This is a genomic window from Streptomyces sp. NPDC098781, assembly GCF_044759995.1.
In the GTDB taxonomy this organism is placed as follows: domain Bacteria; phylum Actinomycetota; class Actinomycetes; order Streptomycetales; family Streptomycetaceae; genus Streptomyces.
The window spans coordinates 923693-941382 of sequence record NZ_JBIWAK010000002.1 but is presented as its reverse complement, the minus strand read 5'-3'; the positions used below and the strand labels follow the sequence as shown (position 1 = coordinate 941382).

Here is a 17690-nt window from a genome sequence, read left to right as displayed (position 1 = left end):
CCGTGACCCTGTCTCCTCGACTGCCGTTCTTCGTCTACGGCACCCTCCGCCCAGGCGAGCCCAACCACGACGCCTTCCTGCGCGGCCGCACGCTCACGGAGGAACCGGCGCGACTCGCGGGCGCGGTGCTGTACGAGGGTCCGGGCTACCCGTACGCCGTCGAGGACGCGAGCGGCACGGGCACGGTGTACGGCGACCTGATCACCGCCCGCCCCGAGCAATACACCGGCCTGCTGACCGCCCTCGACCACCTGGAGGAATACGCCCCCGCCGACCCCCGCAACCTCTACGAACGCATCACCCGCAAGGCCCTGCGCGACTCGGACGGAACAGCCGTACAGGCATGGGTATATGTGGCCGCACCCTCCGTGGCGGCCCGCCTCCGGGCCCGGGGCAGGCTCATCGGGAGCGGGGACTGGGCGAGGCGGGCCGGCTGAGCCGGGGCGGCCGTCGGCCTCCTCGACTCCCGTTGTCCGCCTACGACTTCACCGTCTCCACCCGCACCGCGCACACCTTGAACTCAGGCATCCGTGACGTCGGGTCCAGTGCCGGGTTGGTCAGGGTGTTGGCGCGGCCCTCGCCGGGCCAGTGGAACGGCATGAAGACGGTGTCCGGGCGGATGGCGGTCGTGATGCGGGCGGGGGCCACCGCCCGGCCCCGGCGTGAGACCACGGCGAGCGGGTCGCCCTCGGCCGCCCCGAGCCGGGCCGCCAGCCGGGGGTGCAGTTCCACGAACGGGCCCGGCGCGGCGCTGTTCAGCTCCTCGACGCGGCGGGTCTGGGCGCCGGACTGGTACTGCGCCACGACCCGCCCGGTCGTCAGCAGCACCGGGTACTCGTCGTCGGGTTCCTCGGCACTCGCCCGGTGCGAGACGGGCACGAACCTCGCCTTGCCGTCGGGCGTGGCGAACCGGTCGAGGAAGAGGCGGGGAGTGCCGGGGTGCACGGCGGCGCTGGTCTCCTCGGCGTCGTCCGGCCTGGCCGCGGCCGGGCACGGCCAGAACACGCCGTTCTCGTCCGCCAGCCTGCCGTAGGTGATCCCCGAGTAATCCGCGGGCCCGCCCGCGCTGGCCCGGCGAAGCTCCTCGAACACCTCCTCCGGGTCGGTCGGGAAGCCCTTCTCCAGACCCCTGTCCCCGGACAGCCGGGCCGCCAGCTCGTGCATGACCTCCAGGTCGCTGCGCACCCCCAGCGGCGGGCTGATCGCGCGCCGCCGCAGCAGCACCCGGCCCTCCAGGTTGGTCGTCGTGCCCGTCTCCTCCGCCCACTGGGTCACCGGCAGGACGACGTCCGCCAGCGCCGCCGTCTCCGACAGCACCACGTCACACACGGCAAGGAAGTCCAGGGACTTGATCCGCTCCTCGATGTGCGCGGCACGCGGCGCCGACACCACCGGGTTGGAGCCCATCAGCAACAGGGACCTGATGTCCGTGCCCAGCGCGTCCAGCAGCTCGTACGCGCTGCGCCCGGGGCCGGGCAGGCTGTCCGGGTCCACGCCCCACACCTCGGCCACATGTCGCCGCGCCGCCGGGTCGTCCAGCTTGCGGTAGCCGGGCAACTGGTCGGCCTTCTGGCCGTGTTCGCGTCCACCCTGCCCGTTGCCCTGACCGGTGAGACAGCCGTACCCGGACAGCGGCCGGCCCGCCCGTCCCGTCGCCAGGCACAGGTTGATCCACGCGCCCACGGTGTCCGTGCCCTTGGACTGCTGCTCGGGCCCGCGCGCGGTCAGCACCATCGCGTGCTCCGGCTCGCAGAACAGCCGTACGGCCTCGCGGAGTTGAGGAACGGACACCCCCGTGATCCGCTCCACGTACTCCGGCCAGTGCGCCATCGCGGCGGCCCGCGCCTCGTCCCAGCCCGCTGTGCGCTCGCTGACGTACTCCTCGTCGACCCGGCCCTCCGCGACGATCAGGTGCAGCAGCCCGAGAGCCAGCGCGAGGTCGGTGCCGGGGCGGGGCGCCAGATGCAGGTCGGCCTGCTCGGCGGTCTTCGTGCGGCGCGGGTCGACGACGATGAGCGTGCCGCCGTTCTCGCGCAGTTCGGTGAAGTAGCGCAGCGACGGCGGCATCGTCTCGGCGGGGTTGGAGCCGACGAGGATCACACAGCCCGTCCTCGGGATGTCCTCCAGCGGGAACGGCAGCCCCCGGTCCAGACCGAACGCCTTGATCCCGGCCGCCGCCGCCGACGACATGCAGAAACGGCCGTTGTAGTCGATCTGCGAGGTACCGAGCACGACCCGCGCGAACTTGCCGAGGCTGTACGCCTTCTCGTTCGTCAGACCGCCCCCGCCGAAGACCCCGCACGCGTCCGGGCCATGTTCCGTACGCGTGCGGCCGAGGCCCTCGGCGACGCGGTCCAGCGCCTCGTCCCAGCCCACGGGCACGAGCGTGCCGCCCGACCGCACCAGCGGCGAGGTCAGGCGGACACCCGACGCCAGCACCGCGGGAGCCGTACGGCCCTTGCCGCACAGCGCTCCCCGGTTCACCGGGAAGTCCGGGCGCTCGACCACCACGACACCCCCGTCCCGCGCGGGCGTGAGGTTCATCCCGCACTGCAAGGCGCAGTACGGGCAGTGCGTGGGTGTCGCGGAGTTCGGCATGCCGTCCAGCGTGAGTCGGGGGTGTTACGTGCGAAGCGGCTGCCTGTTACGCCGCCGGGACGGTGACCTCCCCACCGCCGGCCGGCCGCCGTGAGGGGCCGGACACGACGGAGGGCGGGAGCGTGGCATCGGCCTCGCTCCCGCCCGTTCAGGGACGGTCCTTGGTCAGAGGGCGCCCTTGGTCAGCACTCGTAGGCGTAGTACGGGGTGTCCCCCGGTTCCAGGCCGATCCTCGCGGTCGCGCCCGGACCGATCTGGATGCACGGCGGGTCGAACCCGTCGACCTCGACGGTCGCGTAGATCGTGTACCCGCACTCGTTCCAGATGTCCGCCCAGCCGTAGCCGTAACCGACGACGTGGGCACAGCCCGGCTCCCTCGGCTGTCCGGCCTCGACCGCCGAGGCGGTACCCGCGGCGGTCGCGCCGGTGATCAGCATCACCGCCGCGGCCGTGGCGAACAGAGAGCGAAGACGAGTCATGAGATGTCCTTTCCCCCAGTCGCGGCGGACGGTCCGCTCCGCCGCCGCACTGCGAGGGACACTATGAGTAGCCGAACGGCTACGGAACGCTTCCTCCGCGGCATTCACACCGTTGGCTGGCGTGCGCGTGTCAAAACCTGCGTGCGAGAGCGTGCACCGGCCGTTCCGGGCGCCCGCGTCACCCCGCCGCCAGCGCGTTCGCCACCCCCGGCTCCCTCGGCCCGAGGAAGTGGGGGTCCGGCTCGAACAGCGCGTCCAGGGCCGCCTTGCCCGCCGCGAGGATCTCCCGGGTTCCGCCGTAGTACCAGGTCGCGTCGTGTCTGTCCTGCACCCCCACGCCGTACGACGTCACCCCCGCCTCCTGGCACAGCGCGACCGCCCGCCGGATGTGGAAGCCCTGGCTGATCAGCACCGCCTCGTCGACACCGAAGATCTTCTTGGCGCGGACGCAGGAGTCCCAGGTGTCGAAGCCGGCGTAGTCGCTGACGATGCGCGAGTCGGGGACGCCGTGCCGGGTCAGATATGTCCGCATGGCGTCGGGCTCGTCGTAGTCCGCCCGGGAGTTGTCGCCCGTGACGAGGACGACCCTGATCCGGCCCGCGCGGTACAACTCGGCCGCCGCGTCCAGCCGGTGGGCGAGGTAGGGCGAGGGCTCGCCGTCCCACAGCCCGGCCCCGAAGACGACGGCGACGTCCGTGCGCGGCACGTCCGCCGTGGTGCGCAGCCGGTCGCCGGTGACAAGGTGCATCCAGGTGGCCGGAAGCAGTGCCAGCACACATCCGGCCATCAGGACCCGCACCAGCCGCCGCTGCCCGGCGCGGGTGCGCGGCAGTCTCGGTCGGCCCAGCCTCGGTCGGCGCATCGGACGGTCCCCTCCCCGGTCGGCCCACAGCCCGTTCTCGACTGTCAGGGACGTCCCGCCGACCGCCGTGGTTCACCCCAGGCGACGTGAGCAGCTTCACTCCGGCCGGTGAAACCGCAGGTCATGCCACCTCACACCGGCCAGGCCCGGTACGTGAACCCGGCGTAAGAACCCGTCATTCCCGTGAAACGGGGCGGCAATGTCGCGCCGCCACCATCGGTTCATGACGGCGTCGAACCCTCTTCACGACGAGTCCACGACGGCCCACCTCGACAGTACGGCGCACCTCATGAACCGGATCAGCACCCAGCTCGCCGGCCGGCTCAGCCTGGTCTCGCTCGACGGCAGGCGCCGCCCGGAGGCGCCCCCGCTCGTCGTCGTCGCCCACGGCAGCCGCGACCCGCGCGCCCTGAGCACCGTACGCACGCTCCTCGAGAAGGTCCGCGCCCTGCGCCCGGGCCTGCCGGTCCACCTCGGCCACATCGAGCTGAACGAACCCCTGCTCCCCGACACCCTCGCCGCGCTCGGCGACCGCGAGGCCGTCCTCGTCCCCCTGCTGCTGAGCCGCGGCTACCACATCAAGCGCGACATCCCCGAGATGGCCGCCGAGTCGGCGGTACGCGCCCGCGTGGCCGGCGCCCTCGGCCCGCACCCCCTGCTGGTGGAGGCGCTGCACGCCCGCCTGGTCGAGGCCGGGTGGCGCACCGGTACGGACGACTCCACGCGCCGCGAGAGCGCGGTGGTCCTGGCGGCGGCGGGTTCCCGTGACCCCGAGTCGAAGGTCGACACATCCCGTACCGCCCAGCTCCTCGCCGACCGCCTGGGCGTCCCGGTGATCCCCGCCTACGCGACGACGGCGGCCCCGACGGTCCCGGACGCGCTGGCCGCGTTGGCCGCCCGGGGGCGCACCAGGGGCGCGGTCGCCTCCTACTTCACGGCGCCGGGCCGCTTCGCGACGGAGTGCGCCGAGGCGGCCCCATGGATCGCGTCCGCGCCGCTGGGCACACACCCGGCGATGGCGAGCCTGCTCCTGCACCGCTACGACCGGGCCCTGGCAGCCCCGGTCACGTCGGCACCCGAACTCGCCTCGGCCTGACACGCGGGTGCGGTGACCCACGGGGCGCGCGGCCGGCCACGACCAGCCGGCCCTCGACACCCGACGGCACCCCGACAGACGCAAAGGCGCACTCCGTTTGTCACTGCCTGCCCGTACTGTCGAGACATGCCGTACGACCTGCCGTCACTCGAACGCTGGGCCCCCGAACCGGACAAGCGCCCCGGCCGGACCGCCTTCCAACGCGATCGCGCGCGCCTCCTGCACTCCGCAGCCCTCAGAAGGCTGGCCGGCAAGACCCAGGTCGTGACGCCGGGCACCCACAGCAACGCCTGGGACCCCAGCCCCCGCACCCGGCTGACCCACTCCCTGGAGTGCGCCCAGGTCGGCCGGGAACTCGGCGCGGCCCTCGGCTGCGACCCCGACCTGGTGGAGACCGCCTGCCTCGCCCACGACCTCGGCCACCCACCCTTCGGCCACAACGGCGAAGTCGCGCTGAACGAGTTCGCCGAGGATTGCGGCGGCTTCGAGGGCAACGCCCAGTCCCTGCGCCTGGTCACCCGCATCGAGCCCAAGCGCTTCACCCCGGAGGGCTCCGTCGGTCTCAACCTCACCCGCGCCACCCTCGACGCCGCCACGAAGTACCCCTGGCCGCGCGGCGCCCACCCCACCGACCCGAAGTCCCCGAAGTTCGGCGTCTACGAGGACGACCGGCCCGTCTTCGACTGGGTCCGCAAGGACGCCCCCGGCACCCGCACCACCTTCGAGGCCCAGGTCATGGACTGGTCCGACGACGTGGCGTACTCGGTGCACGACGTCGAGGACGGCCTGCACGCCGGCCACATCGACCCCAACTGTCTGCACGCCGAACCCGAACGGGAGGCCGTCTTCGCGGTCGCCGTCGGCCGCTACGTCCCCGAGGACACCGACCCGGCCGAACTCGCCGCCGCCCTCGACCGGCTCCAGGACGCACCATGGTGGCCGCACGGCTACGACGGCTCGGCCGTCGCCCAGGCCCGCCTCAAGGACGCCACCAGCCAGCTCATCGGCCGGTTCTGCCTGGCCGCGGAGGGCGCCACCCGCGCCGCGTACGGCGACGGGCGGCTCACCCGCTACGGCGCCGAACTCGTCGTACCGCACGAGACCCGCCTGGAGTGCGCGGTCCTCAAGGCCGTCGCCGACCGGTATGTCATGCAGCGCGCCGAGCAGGAGCGGCTGCGCGCCGACCAGCGGATCGTGGTCGCCGAACTGGCCGAGGCGCTCACCGCCCGCGCGCCCGAGGGACTGGACCCGCAGTTCCGGGCCCTGTTCGACGAGGCCGCCGACGACCGCGCCCGCAAGCGCGTGATCGTCGACCAGATCGCCTCCTTGACGGACGCGTCGGCGCGCGCACTGCACGCGCGGCTCACGGGACGGGCCTGAGCGCCGGTCCGTCACCCACGCGCGACAGGTGAGACACCGGGGACGAACGGGCACTCGAAAGTGACCCTGCGTGGCCTGATCGGGTCACCCCCTCTTCCCGCATCACGCTGCGTGCGGGACGCTCATGTGGCGGCACCCTTACGAGGAGGCATCAAGTGGTCGACGCGGATCAGACATTCGTCATCGTCGGAGGAGGGCTCGCCGGCGCCAAAGCGGCCGAGACGCTCCGAGCGGAGGGCTTCACCGGGCGGGTGATACTGATCTGCGACGAGCGCGACCACCCGTACGAGCGGCCGCCCCTGTCCAAGGGCCACCTCCTCGGCAAGGAGGAGCGCGACAGCGTCTTCGTGCACGAACCCGCCTGGTACGCGCGCAACGACATCGAGCTGCACCTCGGCCAGACCGTCGACGCGATCGACCGTACGGCGAAGACGGTGCGGTTCGGGGAGGACGGCACCGTCGCCCACTACGACAAGCTGCTGCTGGCCACCGGTGCCGAACCCCGCCGTCTCGACATCCCGGGCACCGACCTGGCCGGCGTCCACCATCTGCGCCGCCTCGCGCACGCCGAGCGCCTCAAGGGCGTCCTGACCTCACTCGGCCGGGACAACGGGCACATCGTGATCGCCGGCGCCGGGTGGATCGGGCTGGAGGTCGCGGCGGCGGCCCGCGAGTACGGCGCCGAGGTCACCGTCGTCGAGCAGGCGCCGACGCCGCTGCACGGCGTGCTGGGCCCCGAGCTGGGCGCGGTCTTCGCCGAGCTGCACCGCGAGCGCGGGGTGCGGTTCCACTTCGGCAGGCGGCTGACGGAGATCGTCGGGCAGGACGGCATGGTGCTGGCCGCGCGCACCGACGACGGCGAGGAGCACCCCGCGCACGACGTCCTCGCGGCGATCGGCGCCGCCCCGCGCATCGGCCTCGCGGAGGCGGCGGGGCTGGAGATCGCCGACCGTGCGTCGGGCGCCGGAGTGGTGGTCGACGAACAGCTGCGCACCTCCGACCCCGACATCTACGCGGCCGGCGACGTGGCGTCCTTCCCGCACGCCCTGTTCTCGACCCGGCTGCGGGTGGAGCACTGGGCCAACGCCCTCAACGGCGGACCGGCCGCCGCGCGCGCGATGCTCGGGCGGGACGTCACCTACGACCGCGTCCCCTACTTCTTCTCCGACCAGTACGACCTGGGCATGGAGTACTCCGGCTGGGCGCCCCCGGGGTCGTACGACCAGGTGGTGATCCGGGGCGACGCCGGGAAGCGGGAGTTCATCGCGTTCTGGGTGAGGGACGGCCGGGTGCTGGCCGGGATGAACGTGAACGTGTGGGACGTCACAGAGCCGATCCAGCGGCTGATCCGCTCGAAAACACAGGTGAACACCGAGGCGTTGGCGGACCCGCACATTCCACTCGAAAACCTCGTCTCTTGAGTGTCAGTCCTGCCCCGTAGAATCTCCGCGTGGCAGGACGGATCAACGACGAGGACGTGAAGGCGGTACGGGACGCGGTCCCGATCGACGCCGTGGTGTCCGAGTACCTCCAGCTGCGCGGCGCCGGCGGCGGCAACCTCAAGGGGCTCTGCCCGTTCCACGACGAGAAGTCGCCTTCCTTCCAGGTCAGCCCGAGCAAGGGGCTCTTCCACTGCTTCGGCTGCCAGGAGGGCGGCGACACCATCACATTCGTGATGAAGGTCGACCACCTCTCCTTCTCCGAGGCGGTCGAGCGGCTCGCCGCCCAGGCCGGCATCACCCTGCGCTACGAGGAGGGCGGCTACAACCCCGCCCACCAGCGCGGCGAACGGATCCGCCTGGTCGAGGCCCACAAGATCGCCGCCGACTGGTACGCCGAGCAGCTGGCGAGCAGCCCCGAGGCCGACACCGGCCGGATCTTCCTCGCCGAGCGCGGCTTCGACCAGGCCGCCGCCGTCCACTTCGGCGTCGGCTACAGCCCCCAGGGCTGGGACCACCTGACCCGCTATCTGCGCGGCAAGGGCTTCACCGACAAGGAACTGCTGCTGTCCGGGCTGTCCCAGGAAGGCCGCCGCGGCCCGATCGACCGCTTCCGGGGCCGGCTGATGTGGCCGATCCGCGACATCGGCGGTGACGTGGTCGGCTTCGGCGCCCGCAAGCTGTACGAGGCGGACAACGGCCCGAAGTACCTCAACACCCCCGATACGGCGATCTACAAGAAGTCCCACGTCCTGTACGGCATCGACCTCGCCAAGAAGGACATCGCGAAGTCGAGCCGCGCGGTGGTCGTCGAGGGCTACACCGACGTCATGGCCTGCCACCTGGCGGGTGTCACGACCGCGATCGCCACCTGCGGTACGGCCTTCGGCGGCGACCACATCAAGATCCTGCGCCGGCTGCTGATGGACAACGGCTCGGCCCGGGTCATCTTCACCTTCGACGGCGACGCGGCCGGCCAGAAGGCCGCCCTGCGCGCCTTCGAGGACGACCAGAAGTTCGCGGCGGAGACCTACATCGCCATCGCGCCGGACGGCATGGACCCCTGCGAACTGCGCATCGCGAAGGGCGACGACGCGGTGGCCGACCTGGTCGAACCACGCACCCCGCTGTTCGAGTTCGCGCTGCGCCAGATCGTGGTCCGCTACGACCTAGACACCCCGGCGGGCCGCGCCGCCGCGCTGGACGAGGCGGCGCCGATCGTCGCCCGCATCAAGAACAGCGGCGCCCAGCACGAGGTCGCCGTCCAGCTCGCCGGCATGCTGGGCATCCTGGACACCCAGTTCGTGGTCAAGCGGGTCGCGCAGCTGGCGCGTTGGGCCCGCGACCGGGGCGGCCGGGGCGGGGCTCCGACGTCCCGGGGTGCCCAGCAGCCGTACGACGCCGCCCCCGCACCCCGCGCCGCGGGCCCGGCCCTGACCCTGCGCAACCCGGTCTACGCCACCGAACGCGAACTCCTCAAACTCGCCCTCCAGCGCCCCGAGTTGGTCTCGCCGGCGTTCGACGCGTACGGCGTCGACGAGTTCACCGCCGCGCCCTACGCCGCCGTACGCCAGGCGATCATGGACGCGGGCGGCGCGGAGTACGGCATCCAGGACTCGCCGGAGTACCTGGTCCGGGTCCGCGACGCGGCCCCCGACGACCAGGTGCGCGCGATGGTGACCGAGCTGGCGGTCGAGGCGATCATGCGCAAGGCCGTCGACGAGAACTACGCCGGCGAACAGCTCGTCACGGTCCGCCGCCGCGCCGTCGAACGCCGCATCCGCGACGTCCAGAGCCAGCTGACCCGCCTGGGCGCGGGCGGCGACCCCGTCCAACTGGCCGCCGTGCAGAACGAGCTGTGGGTCTTGCAGCAGTACGACCAGGCACTGCGGGAGCGGGGCGCGGCGGCGCTGTGAGAGTCCACTCCCGAGGGAGTGGCGAGTAACCGCCCGGTCACGGACCGGCTTCAAAAAGTCACCGCACGCCCCTCGTGGCGGTGATGTGTCGTACTCCACACTGGGTTGCGGTGCCTGAGTCCTCGGAGCGCGGCCGATCCGTTCCCCACGGGTCCCACACCCCCGCGGTTCCGCTCATCGCGTACGGGACGGACAGCGGCGAGGCCGCCGACTCCGCCCTCGAAGCAGCGCTGCCGTATGCCTCGGCAGCGAACATCCTGGAGGTCGCCCCCGTGCAGACCCAGACCCTGATCCAGACCGACACGAGTACGGACGGCACGGCGCCGGACGCGGAGGCCGACGTCCTCGTCGCGGTGCCGCCGCAGAGCCGTGTCGCGCACCACCCCGAGGCGGAGCCGGAGGCCCCGCCCGAGCCGGTGGAGCCGCCGGCCGAGGCACTGGACGGCTCCGAAGCCGCCGAGCCCGTCGAGGCCCCGCTGCCCGCCCGCAGCCGCGCCGCCGACACCAGCGGCCCCTCCTCGGACCTCTTCCGCCAGTACCTGCGGGAGATCGGCCGCATCCCCCTGCTCACCGCGGCCGAGGAGGTCGAACTCGCCCGCCGGGTCGAGGCCGGCCTGTTCGCCGAGGAGAAGCTGAGCAACACCCCCGACCTGGACAGCCAGCTCGCCCTCGACCTGGACCGCCTGGTCGTGATGGGCCGGATGGCCAAGCGGCGCCTGATCGAGGCGAACCTGCGGCTCGTGGTCTCCGTCGCCAAACGGTACGTCGGCCGCGGTCTGACCATGCTCGACCTCGTCCAGGAGGGGAACCTGGGCCTGATCCGGGCGGTCGAGAAGTTCGACTACGCCCGTGGCTACAAGTTCTCGACCTACGCCACCTGGTGGATCCGCCAGGCCATGTCCCGGGCCCTCGCCGACCAGGCCCGCACCATCCGGGTGCCGGTCCACGTGGTCGAGCTGATCAACCGCGTCGTCCGCGTCCAGCGCCGGATGCTCCAGGAACGCGGCTACGAACCGACGCCGGAAGAGGTCGCCGCCCACCTCGACCTGCTGCCCGAGCGCGTCAGCGAGGTACTGCGGCTGGCCCAGGAACCGGTGTCGCTGCACGCGCCGGTGGGCGAGGAGGACGATGTCGCGCTCGGCGACCTGATCGAGGACGGCGACGCGGCGTCCCCCGTGGAGTCGGCGGCGTTCCTGCTGCTCAGGGAGCACCTGGAGGCGGTGCTGTCCACCCTCGGGGAGCGGGAGCGGAAGGTCGTACAACTGCGGTACGGCCTGGCGGACGGCCGCCCGCGCACGCTGGAGGAGATAGGCCGGATCTTCGGTGTGACGCGGGAACGCATCCGCCAGATCGAGTCGAAGACCCTCAACAAGCTGCGGGACCACGCCTTCGCGGACCAGCTGAGGGGCTATCTGGACTGACGCCGTCCGCGGGCCCGGTGGGGGCTGGCCGCGCAGTTCCCCGCGCCCCTGAAGGGGCGTCAGCGGCACGTACCCAAGGGGGCGCGGGGAACTGCGCGACCAGCCACAACGGACCCGCAGCCCCCCGCGACCGGCGCCTCAGTCCACCTCGGCCACCGCCTGTGCGAACTGCGCCTTGTACAGCCGCGCGTACGCCCCGTCGGCCGCCAGCAGCTCACCGTGCGCGCCCTGTTCGACGATCGAGCCGTTCTCCATGACGAGGATCGTGTCCGCGTCCCGGATCGTCGACAGCCGGTGCGCGATGACGAACGACGTACGCCCGTGCGCCAGTTTCGCCATCGCCTTCTGGATCAGTACCTCGGTACGGGTGTCAACCGACGACGTCGCCTCGTCGAGGACCAGGATCACCGGGTCGGACAGGAACGCCCGCGCGATGGTGATCAGCTGCTTCTCACCGGCGCTGACCCCGCTGCCCTCGTCGTCGATCACCGTGTCGTACCCGTCGGGCAGCGTACGGATGAACCGGTCGGCGTGGGCGGCCCGCGCCGCCTCCTCGATCTCGCCCCGGGTGACCTCCCTGGACGCCCCGTAGGCGATGTTCTCCGCGATCGTGCCGCCGAACAGCCAGGTGTCCTGGAGCACCATCCCGATTCCGGCCCGCAGTTCGTCCCGGGACATGCGCGAGACGTCGACGCCGTCCAGCGTGATGCGCCCGGAGGAGACGTCGTAGAACCGCATCAGCAGATTGACCAGGGTCGTCTTGCCCGCGCCCGTGGGACCGACGATCGCGACCGTGTGCCCCGGCTCCACCTTCAAGGACAGGTCCTCGATCAGCGGCTTGTCGGGGTCGTACCGGAAGGACACCCGCTCCAGCGCCACCCGGCCCCGCAGCTCCTCCGGCCGCACCCCCGGCACCGGATCCGCCTGCTGCTCCTCCGCGTCCAGCAGCTCGAAGATCCGCTCCGCCGAGGCGACACCGGACTGCACGAGGTTCGCCATCGACGCGACCTGCGTCAACGGCATCGAGAACTGCCGCGAGTACTGGATGAAGGCCTGCACATCACCGATCGACAGCGAGCCGGACGCGACCCGCAGACCGCCGACCACGGCGACCAGGACGTAGTTGAGGTTCGACACGAACAGCATCAACGGCTGCATCACACCGCTGTTGAACTGCGCCTTGAAACCGGCCTCGTACAGCGCCTCGTTCTGCTCGGCGAACTGCTGCGCCGACTCCTCCTGCCGCCCGAACACCTTCACCAGGGTGTGCCCGGTGTACATCTCCTCGACGTGCGCGTTGAGCTTGCCGGTGGTGCGCCACTGCTGCACGAAGTGCGGCTGTGACCGCTTGCCCACGCGCGTGGCGACCACGAACGACAACGGCACCGTCACCAGCGCGACCAGCGCCAGCAGCCACGACACCCAGAACATCATCGCCAGCACACCGATGATGGTCAGCACCGAGTTGATGAGCTGGCCCATCGACTGCTGGAGCGTCTGCCCGATGTTGTCGATGTCGTTGGTCGCCCGCGACAGCACCTCACCGCGCTGACGCTTGTCGAAGTACGACAGCGGCAGCCGCGACAGCTTCGTCTGCACGTCCTCACGCATCCGGTACATCGTGCGGTTCACGGCCCGGTTCACCAGCCGGGTCGCCCCCGCCATCAGCAGCCCGGCGACGAGGAACACCCCGAGCGCGAACAGCAGGACGTGCCCCACGGCCGTGAAGTCGATGCCCTGGCCCGGGGTGAAGTCCGTGCCGCGCAGCATGTCGGCGATCTGGTCGTCGCCGCGCTCCCGCATTGCCGCGAGAACCTGCTCCTTGGACATCCCGGACTCGAACTGCCGCCCGACGATGCCCGCGAAGACCAGGTCGGTGGCCTCGCCGAGGATCTTCGGCCCGGCGACCGACAGGCCCACGCTGACGACCACGCAGAACAGCAGCACGTAGATCGTGATCCGCTCGGGCCTGAACTGGCCGATCAGCCGTCTGCCGGACACCTTGAAGTCCAGCGAGCGCTGATCGGGACCGCCGCCGGCCATCATCCGTCCCATGGGCCCGGCCATCAGGCGGCCTCCGCTTCCGTCAGCTGGGAGAGCACGATCTCCCGATACGTCTCGTTGTCCGCCATCAACTCGTGATGCCGGCCGGAGCCGACCACCCGCCCCTCGTCGAGGACGACGATCCGGTCCGCGTCCCGGATGGTCGCCACCCGCTGGGCGACGATCACCACCGTCGCCTCGGAGGTCTCCCGCCCCAGCGCCGCACGCAGCGCGGCGTCGGTGGCGTAGTCGAGGGCGGAGAAGGAGTCGTCGAAGAGATAGATCTCCGGGCGCTGCACGAGGGTGCGCGCGATGGCGAGGCGCTGGCGCTGACCGCCGGACACGTTCGTGCCGCCCTGCGCGATGGGGGAGTCCAGCCCGTTCTCCAGCCGGTCCACGAACTCCTTGGCCTGCGCCACTTCCAGCGCGTGCCACAGCTCGTCGTCCGTCGCGTCCGGGTTGCCGTACCGCAGGTTGGTCGCCACCGTCCCCGCGAACAGGTACGGCTTCTGCGGCACCAGCCCGACCGTCCTGGCGAGCAGCGCCGGGTCGATCTCCGACACCTCGACGCCGTCCACCAGCACCGAGCCGTCCGTGGCGTCGAACAGCCGGGGCACCAGCCCCAGCAGGGTCGACTTCCCACTGCCCGTCGACCCGATCACGGCCGTCACCTCACCGGGCCGGGCCACCAGGTCGATCGACTTCAGCACCGGCTCCTCGGCACCCGGATAGCGGAAGCCCGCGCCCCGGACCTCCAGATGACCGTGCCGGCGCAGCTCCCGCACCGGCGCGAGAGGCGGCACCACGCTGGAGGAGGTGTCCAGGACCTCCTGGATGCGCTCGGCGCACACCTCCGCGCGCGGCACCATCATGAACATGAACGTGGCCATCATCACGGACATCACGATCTGCATCAGATAGGCCAGGAACGCGGTCAGGTCACCGATCTCCATCCCGCCGCTGTCGATGCGATGGGCGCCGAACCACACCACCGCGACGGACGACAGGTTCACCACCGTCATCACGATCGGGAACATCAGCGCCAGCAGATTGCCGGTGCCCGTCGCCATCTCGGTCAGCTCGGCGTTGGCCTTCCCGAAGCGCCGCTGCTCGTAGTCGTCACGCACGAAGGCACGGATCACGCGGTTGCCGGTGATCTGCTCGCGCAGCACCCGGTTCACCGTGTCCAGTCGCACCTGCATCGCCCGGAACAGCGGCCGCAGCCGCCGCACGATCAGGGTCACGCTGATGCCGAGGGTGGGCACCACGGCGACCAGCACCCCGGACAGCGGCACGTCCAGGCCGAGCGCCAGCACGATGCCGCCGACGCACATGATGGGCGCCGACACCATCAGCGTGAACGTCATCAGCGCCAGCATCTGCACCTGCTGGACGTCATTGGTCGTACGGGTGATCAGCGACGGCGCCCCGAAGTGGCCCACCTCACGCGCCGAGAACGACTGCACCCGGTCGAAGACGGCGGCCCGCACGTCCCGGCCGAGCGCGGCGGCGGTGCGGGCGCCGTAATAGACGGCACCGATGTTGCACACGACCTGCGCCAGCGAGATGCCGATCATCAGGGCGCCGTAGCTGAGGATGTAGCCGGTGTCGCCGGTGACGACACCCTTGTCGATGATGTCCGCGTTCAGCGTGGGCAGATAGAGCGTGGCGCAGGTCTGGAGGAATTGCAGCAGCACCAGCCAGGCGATGGGTTTTCGGTACGGACGGAGGTGAGTCCGCAGAAGTCGTATGAGCACGCTGCTTCTCTCGGAGTGGGGCGAGTCGGCGAAGGGGCTGTTGGTTGCCCTTGGCCCCTATCGTCGAACACTCCACCGGCGTTACCTCAACCGATTAAGCCGTCGGCGCTGCTTCGTACGGCCTTCCGGGTGCGGTTCCTACCGGTCTCTTACCTTCCGCCCCGGCCGAGCCGCCCCCGGCGCTAGGACCGGAACGCTCCCGGATGGGTCTGGTCCCGCACCGACACGAACTGCTGGCGCACCGCCTGGCCCACCGCCAGCTCGTCCCCCGGCTCCAGGACCTGCGCCGCCGCGCCCTGCCAGACGGGCGGAGTACGCGGGTCGAGTGTGCCCTGCGACACACCGAGAGCCCAGGCGGCCTGCCGGGCGGCACCCATCGCCGCGTAGTCCGCGGGCTGCGGTACGACGACCTGGACCCCGAACAGCGCGGGCGCCGCCGCCTGCACGGCCGGCAGCTCGGCGGCCGCCCCCAGCAGGAAGATCCGCCGCACCTCGACACCCCGACCGCGCAGCACGTCCAGCGCGTCCGCCAGCCCGCACAGCATGCCCTCGAACGCGGCCCGCGCCAGATGCTCCGGCTTCATCGACTCCCGTCGAAGCCCGGCCAGCGTGCCGGCGGTGTGCGGCAGGTTCGGCGTCCGCTCACCCTCCAGATAGGGGAGCAGCACGAGCCCGTGCGACCCCGGCGTCGACTTCATCGCCAGGTCGGACAGACCCTCCAGATCGGACACGCCGAGGAGTTCGGCGGTGCCGCGCAGGGTGCGTACGGCGTTCAGGGTCGTGACGACCGGGAGGTGCATGCCGGTCGCGTCGGCCAGGGAGGTGATCATCCCGGAGCTGTCGACGAGCGCCTCGGGATGGACGGCCATCACGGACCCGGAGGCGCCGAGCGACACGACGGCGTCGCCCAGCCCGATGCCGAGCCCGAACGCGGCGGCCATGGTCTCGCCGGTCCCCGCGGAGATCAGCAGCCCCTCCGGCGTCGTACCGGCCGCCTCGGCCGGGCCGATCACCTCGGGCAGCATCGCCTGGTGGCCGAGCGCCAGCTCGACGAGATCGCTGCGGTAGCCGCCGCCGGCGGCCGACCAGTAGCCGGTCCCGGACGCGCCGCCCCGGTCCGTGGTCCTTCTCACCGGCCGGCCGAGCAGCTGCCACACCAGCCAGTCGTGCGCCTGCATCAGTACGGCGGCGCGCGCGGCGTGCTCCGGCTCGGTCTTGGCGAGCCAGCGCAGCTTGGTCACCGGCTGCGCGGCCTGCGGCACACACCCCACGGCCTGCGCCCACGCCTCGCGCCCGCCGAGCGCGTCGATCAGATCGGCCGCCGCGACCTGGGCACGCTTGTCGCCGCCGACCATCGCGGGGCGCACGGTGTTGCCCTGGGCGTCGAGCGGGACGAGGGCGTTCTGCTGCGCCGACACGCCGATGGCCTGCACACCTTCCAGCAGCCCGCCCCCGGCCGCCTCACCGAGGGAGAGCAGCCAGGCCTGCGGGTCGACGTCGGAGGGACGCGCGCCGCCCTCCGGCGACTCCACCGGATGCGGGGCGTACCCCTGCCTGAGCACGGCGCCTGTGTCCGTGTCGCAGACGACGATGCGAGTGAAATCGGGCGAACTGTCCAGCCCGGCGACTATCCCCATGGCGCAAATTGTGCCGTAGCGCTGCGCCGGCTTGGGCCGTGGGCGGCGTGGGGGGCGTGTGTGGCTTTCCGGGTGCGGGTCGCGGGGGGCCGGTCACGCAGTTCTCCGCGCCCCTGGGCCGGCAGTCCTGTCCGGCACCCAAGAAGAGCTGTCACGTGTTGCTGGTGCCCCAGTCGTCCTCGGCGCCTCCGTTGTGGGCGCTGCGCTCCCGGAGGTGGCGGACTCGTTGGGCCACCGTCTCCGGGACCCGGTCACCCACCTTCTCGCTGACCGTGTGGTACGCCTTGCCCGCGAAGTGGCGGCCCTGGAGCGCCGCCGACTCGGCGGTGTTGCGCACGGCGGGGTTCTGCGAGATCTCCCGGGCCGCTTTCTTCAGCTGCTCGTAGCGCTCGCGTCCGGCGCGTGTGCCGAGGACGTAACCGACGGCGAGTCCGATGACGAACGTGAGTCGGTAGCGCATGGCTGCCACCCTTCCCTTGGTAGGTCCCTGGTGCGGCGTCGGTGCCTGGGGGAACCGATTGGCGGAGCACCCCCCTGCTTGCGCTAATGTATGTGTCGCAGCGAGCGCACGCCCCCTGGCGGTTACCCAGGTAGGTGCGTTCGATGCAAAACGAGACCTTCCTCGGTAGCTCAATTGGCAGAGCAGCCGGCTGTTAACCGGCAGGTTACTGGTTCGAGTCCAGTCCGGGGAGCTCGGTCCTCCGTAGCTCAATTGGCAGAGCAGCCGGCTGTTAACCGGCAGGTTACTGGTTCGAGTCCAGTCGGGGGAGCACGCTGAATCAGGGCCCCACTCAGGGGTCCTTTTTCATGTCCGCCGTCCCTGCCGTGGAACCGCGCAGGTCACAGCGGAGTCCTTGAGGGCAGGCGAAGTCGACCATACGAAGCAGGAGATCGTATGAGCGGCTATGCTGCGGCAGACGGCGCGCACACATGTACGCGACACGCCGCTATGGGGCGGTAGCTCAGCCGGTTAGAGCAGCGGACTCATAATCCGTCGGCCGTGGGTTCGAGTCCCACCCGCCCCACCATGTAGGTCCGTGACCTGCGGAAACGTCTCAGCGG

The 17690-nt window shown here is 71.4% G+C and carries 13 protein-coding genes and 3 tRNA genes; 9 read left to right on the top strand and 7 right to left on the bottom strand.

Features of this window, described 5'->3' with window-relative positions; genetic code table 11:
• Positions 1–8 precede the first annotated feature (8 nt).
• Positions 9–437, top strand: a complete 429-nt coding sequence (locus tag ACIQWG_RS10280) for a gamma-glutamylcyclotransferase family protein (protein ID WP_404093548.1) — start codon at positions 9–11, stop codon at positions 435–437.
• 40 nt (positions 438–477) lie between these two features.
• On the opposite strand, the gene ACIQWG_RS10275 is transcribed toward ACIQWG_RS10280, so the two are convergent.
• From ACIQWG_RS10275 to ACIQWG_RS10265, 3 genes are all read right to left on the bottom strand, one after another.
• On the bottom strand, positions 478–2598 hold the full coding sequence (locus ACIQWG_RS10275; RefSeq protein WP_404092813.1) for a molybdopterin oxidoreductase family protein: 2121 nt from the start codon (positions 2596–2598) through the stop codon (positions 478–480).
• Positions 2599–2780: 182 nt separating this feature from the next.
• The gene (locus ACIQWG_RS10270) at positions 2781–3077 is read right to left on the bottom strand and encodes a hypothetical protein (protein ID WP_404092811.1); all 297 of its coding nucleotides are present in this window, start codon (positions 3075–3077) and stop codon (positions 2781–2783) included.
• Positions 3078–3255: 178 nt separating this feature from the next.
• On the bottom strand, positions 3256–3939 hold the full coding sequence (locus ACIQWG_RS10265; RefSeq protein WP_404092809.1) for a vancomycin high temperature exclusion protein: 684 nt from the start codon (positions 3937–3939) through the stop codon (positions 3256–3258).
• Positions 3940–4162: 223 nt separating this feature from the next.
• Here ACIQWG_RS10265 and ACIQWG_RS10260 point away from each other — a divergent pair, with 223 nt between their 5' ends.
• The 5 genes from ACIQWG_RS10260 to ACIQWG_RS10240 all read left to right on the top strand — a co-directional run bounded on the left by ACIQWG_RS10260 (position 4163) and on the right by ACIQWG_RS10240 (position 11191).
• Complete coding sequence (locus ACIQWG_RS10260) at positions 4163–5035, top strand: sirohydrochlorin chelatase (protein WP_404092807.1); 873 nt, start codon at positions 4163–4165, stop codon at positions 5033–5035.
• Between the two features lie 126 nt (positions 5036–5161).
• On the top strand, positions 5162–6415 hold the full coding sequence (locus ACIQWG_RS10255; RefSeq protein WP_404092805.1) for a deoxyguanosinetriphosphate triphosphohydrolase: 1254 nt from the start codon (positions 5162–5164) through the stop codon (positions 6413–6415).
• A 155-nt stretch (positions 6416–6570) separates the two neighbouring features.
• Complete coding sequence (locus ACIQWG_RS10250; protein WP_404092802.1) at positions 6571–7836, top strand: NAD(P)/FAD-dependent oxidoreductase; 1266 nt, start codon at positions 6571–6573, stop codon at positions 7834–7836.
• A gap of 29 nt (positions 7837–7865) precedes the next feature.
• On the top strand, positions 7866–9770 hold the full coding sequence (dnaG, locus tag ACIQWG_RS10245) for a DNA primase (protein ID WP_404092799.1): 1905 nt from the start codon (positions 7866–7868) through the stop codon (positions 9768–9770).
• A gap of 110 nt (positions 9771–9880) precedes the next feature.
• A complete protein-coding gene (locus ACIQWG_RS10240; protein ID WP_404092797.1) occupies positions 9881–11191 on the top strand; it encodes an RNA polymerase sigma factor in 1311 nt (436 codons plus the stop codon).
• A gap of 138 nt (positions 11192–11329) precedes the next feature.
• On the opposite strand, the gene ACIQWG_RS10235 is transcribed toward ACIQWG_RS10240, so the two are convergent.
• From ACIQWG_RS10235 to ACIQWG_RS10220, 4 genes are all read right to left on the bottom strand, one after another.
• Complete coding sequence (locus tag ACIQWG_RS10235) at positions 11330–13258, bottom strand: ABC transporter ATP-binding protein (protein WP_404092795.1); 1929 nt, start codon at positions 13256–13258, stop codon at positions 11330–11332.
• Positions 13258–14991 carry an ABC transporter ATP-binding protein gene (locus ACIQWG_RS10230; RefSeq protein ID WP_404092792.1) on the bottom strand — a complete coding sequence of 578 codons (1734 nt, stop codon included), beginning with the start codon at positions 14989–14991 and terminating at the stop codon, positions 13258–13260. The genes ACIQWG_RS10235 and ACIQWG_RS10230 overlap by 1 nt, the downstream gene beginning before the upstream one ends.
• Before the next feature lie 182 nt (positions 14992–15173).
• Entirely contained in the window at positions 15174–16628 is a 1455-nt protein-coding gene (locus tag ACIQWG_RS10225) for an FGGY family carbohydrate kinase (protein WP_404092789.1), read from the bottom strand.
• A gap of 151 nt (positions 16629–16779) precedes the next feature.
• The gene (locus tag ACIQWG_RS10220; protein WP_404092787.1) at positions 16780–17088 is read right to left on the bottom strand and encodes a YtxH domain-containing protein; all 309 of its coding nucleotides are present in this window, start codon (positions 17086–17088) and stop codon (positions 16780–16782) included.
• Between the two features lie 159 nt (positions 17089–17247).
• Here ACIQWG_RS10220 and ACIQWG_RS10215 point away from each other — a divergent pair.
• From ACIQWG_RS10215 to ACIQWG_RS10205, 3 genes are all read left to right on the top strand, one after another.
• A tRNA-Asn gene (locus tag ACIQWG_RS10215) sits at positions 17248–17320 on the top strand.
• Positions 17321–17325: 5 nt separating this feature from the next.
• Positions 17326–17398 (top strand) — tRNA-Asn (locus ACIQWG_RS10210).
• Positions 17399–17579: 181 nt separating this feature from the next.
• Positions 17580–17656: transfer RNA gene (locus tag ACIQWG_RS10205), tRNA-Ile, on the top strand.
• Positions 17657–17690: the final 34 nt, after the last annotated feature.